This window comes from Aeromonas sp. HMWF014 (genome assembly GCF_963878295.1).
Taxonomy (GTDB): domain Bacteria; phylum Pseudomonadota; class Gammaproteobacteria; order Enterobacterales; family Aeromonadaceae; genus Aeromonas; species Aeromonas popoffii.
Genome location: NZ_CAWNYS010000525.1, coordinates 1 through 2,175 on the forward strand (window position 1 = coordinate 1; position 2,175 = coordinate 2,175).

Below are 2,175 nucleotides of genomic sequence, written 5' to 3' on the forward strand. Positions count from 1 at the left end.
TCTGGATATGCCGACACAACCCACAGGGCCACCTCACTGCAGGTGGCCTTTTTCATTTCAAGGAGTCATCCCCATGTCTGCTTTCATGATTGACCGCCAGGATTACCAGGCCTTCGCCGTGCAGTTGCACCGCTTTTGCAATGCCCCAATGCCACCGCACTACACCCTTGAGTTGCTGCGCACCCTCTGGTGGATACCGCCAGCAGACACGACCAGTACCTGGACGTGGCGGGTAGACCGGATGGTACGACTGATGATGCTCGCCAACAGGCGGGCGGTCTGGCATCGCTATCAGCTGGGGCGTCAGCAGGACCGCAAGGAACCACGCCAGCGAGGCTCCACCAAGCTGAGTCGGCTTAAACCTGCCCACCACCATCAAGCACCACTCACCGATGCCGAACTGGTAGCCCTCTACAAATTCACCTGCTGCGCCCTGTACCAATCGAGCGAATGGACCGGGAGCCCTGAGCAGGCTCCCCGGCTGGTGAAAGTGATACAGCAGTTGCAACAGGCTCTCGCGCAAGACGTGCTGACCCGGCTGTCACTGTGGGAGCAAGCCCCCTGGGGAGAGATGTAATGAACCTTTCCATCAACCTGACAGTGACAAGCTCACCACCTAGCTCAACCGCCCAGATAGCCCAGCGTATCGCCGATGACATGGCACAACTACATCACCGTCTAGGGGATGGGGTCAGCGATGAACTGGGCATCAGCATCAGTTACCTAGTCGAACAGTTTGCACTGCAGGCAGCTGCTTACCGTTCACCGAAGGAAATGGAGAAACATCATGATCGAGTTCAACGATAGCTTCACTCAGGTCGCAGTAGCTCAGGCAATGAGCGCACATGGCGATTTGCACAGGCTCATTGCCTATCAGCTCACCTTCCCGAAGTGGACACACGACTATGACGAGACCGGCGAGCGCACTGGCCCCGACAAGATCAAGCCCGTGCCAACGATGCACAAGACCTCGCTGTTCGTGAGTCCACGGGTCATGGTGGACAACCTGCCCCGCGAGATTAACTTTGCGTGGTGGGAGCGTGAGTGCAACGACCTCGGCTATCCCGTTGGGGAGTGGCGACGCACCATCGTGGGTGTCTACTTCAACCACGGCACCAACGACAACCCAAACTGGAGCAGCCACACATGAGCATCTTCGAGCACATGACATGGGGGCTGGGCACCCCGAACCTGCCCAGGCTGGGGGCTCGAGCCATTCTGCAACGTGGTTACGTGGACTTCCTGGGCGACCGTGCCGGTATGTACGGCGAGCCAGACGAGGCGTGGCGTGCCGAGTGCAACACGGTGCTGCCGCACTTCCTGCGTGAGTTAACCAAGATGGCCAAGACATACCAGATATGCACCGACATGGACGAGGTGTTTCGCCTTGAACACAAGGGCTGGGTGTGTGAAGCCAGTCCGAGGCGCAGCTACGGCTACCTCTACCTCGACATCTACCACCCCGCTAACTAGCGGGGTGTTTGTTTCAAGGATAAATATCATGAACAAGTTCTATCACGTGGGCACACTGGCCCGCCGTGAAGTCACCGCCCTGCTGCACACGCTGACGCACAATGCAGCCGCCAATGCCGAGGGGATCCTCAACTACGTGGGCAGCAAGCTGAACCCCTACGACCCGCGCAAAGAGAAGGCCAAGGCACGGCACACATTGCGCCGGGTCAAGAAGGCTCGGAAGGTAGGGCGTATCCCGCTTGAGCTCACCGTGACCGATTGCCGCATTGACCGGGGGAGCCATCAGGCTGACCGTTACTACTACGACCGGACGCTGCTGGCCCAGGGCTGGCAGCAATACGACACCGAGGAAGATGCATGGTATTTCGGCATCTGGATTAACACCGAGAAGCTGGAGACCTTTACCTACGCCGAGGGGGATACCAGCCATGTGATTGCGCCAAACGTTGAGGCGTTTCGCGCTGAATTGGCGCGGCTCTACCAGTACCACCCACAAGCACCGGCGTTTATCAGCATCGATCCAGAAGCGGGCGTTGTGACCCGACATTTTGAAGCCAAGCCGGAGGTGTGAAATGGCTAAGAACATCACCATCAAGGTGCCCGGCAAACATCCGCAAACTGGCGAGCTCACCACCTTTGAGCGGCGTTGTTTCCCAAATCGATGCAGCTTGAATGGAACTAACGGAGGACTGGGTGATCTGA

General features: G+C 58.2%; 5 protein-coding genes. All 5 read left to right on the forward strand.

Annotated elements, in window-relative coordinates; all coding sequences use genetic code 11:
- Positions 1-73 precede the first annotated feature (73 nt).
- Genes AAC083_RS20595 through AAC083_RS20615 form a run of 5 tightly spaced genes read left to right on the forward strand, consistent with a single transcriptional unit; the run spans position 74 to position 2,044 of the window.
- The gene (locus AAC083_RS20595; RefSeq protein WP_108537595.1) at positions 74-577 is read left to right on the forward strand and encodes a hypothetical protein; all 504 of its coding nucleotides are present in this window, start codon (positions 74-76) and stop codon (positions 575-577) included.
- Complete coding sequence (locus tag AAC083_RS20600; protein ID WP_108537596.1) at positions 577-807, forward strand: hypothetical protein; 231 nt, start codon at positions 577-579, stop codon at positions 805-807. The genes AAC083_RS20595 and AAC083_RS20600 overlap by 1 nt, the downstream gene beginning before the upstream one ends.
- A complete protein-coding gene (locus AAC083_RS20605) occupies positions 788-1,150 on the forward strand; it encodes a hypothetical protein (protein ID WP_108537597.1) in 363 nt (120 codons plus the stop codon). The genes AAC083_RS20600 and AAC083_RS20605 overlap by 20 nt, the downstream gene beginning before the upstream one ends.
- The gene (locus tag AAC083_RS20610) at positions 1,147-1,473 is read left to right on the forward strand and encodes a type IV toxin-antitoxin system YeeU family antitoxin (protein ID WP_108537598.1); all 327 of its coding nucleotides are present in this window, start codon (positions 1,147-1,149) and stop codon (positions 1,471-1,473) included. Before AAC083_RS20605 ends, AAC083_RS20610 begins: the two co-directional genes overlap by 4 nt.
- 28 nt (positions 1,474-1,501) lie before the next feature.
- Positions 1,502-2,044: a hypothetical protein gene (locus AAC083_RS20615; RefSeq protein WP_108537599.1), complete on the forward strand. Its 543-nt coding sequence runs from the start codon at positions 1,502-1,504 to the stop codon at positions 2,042-2,044.
- The last annotated feature ends 131 nt before the right edge of the window (positions 2,045-2,175 follow it).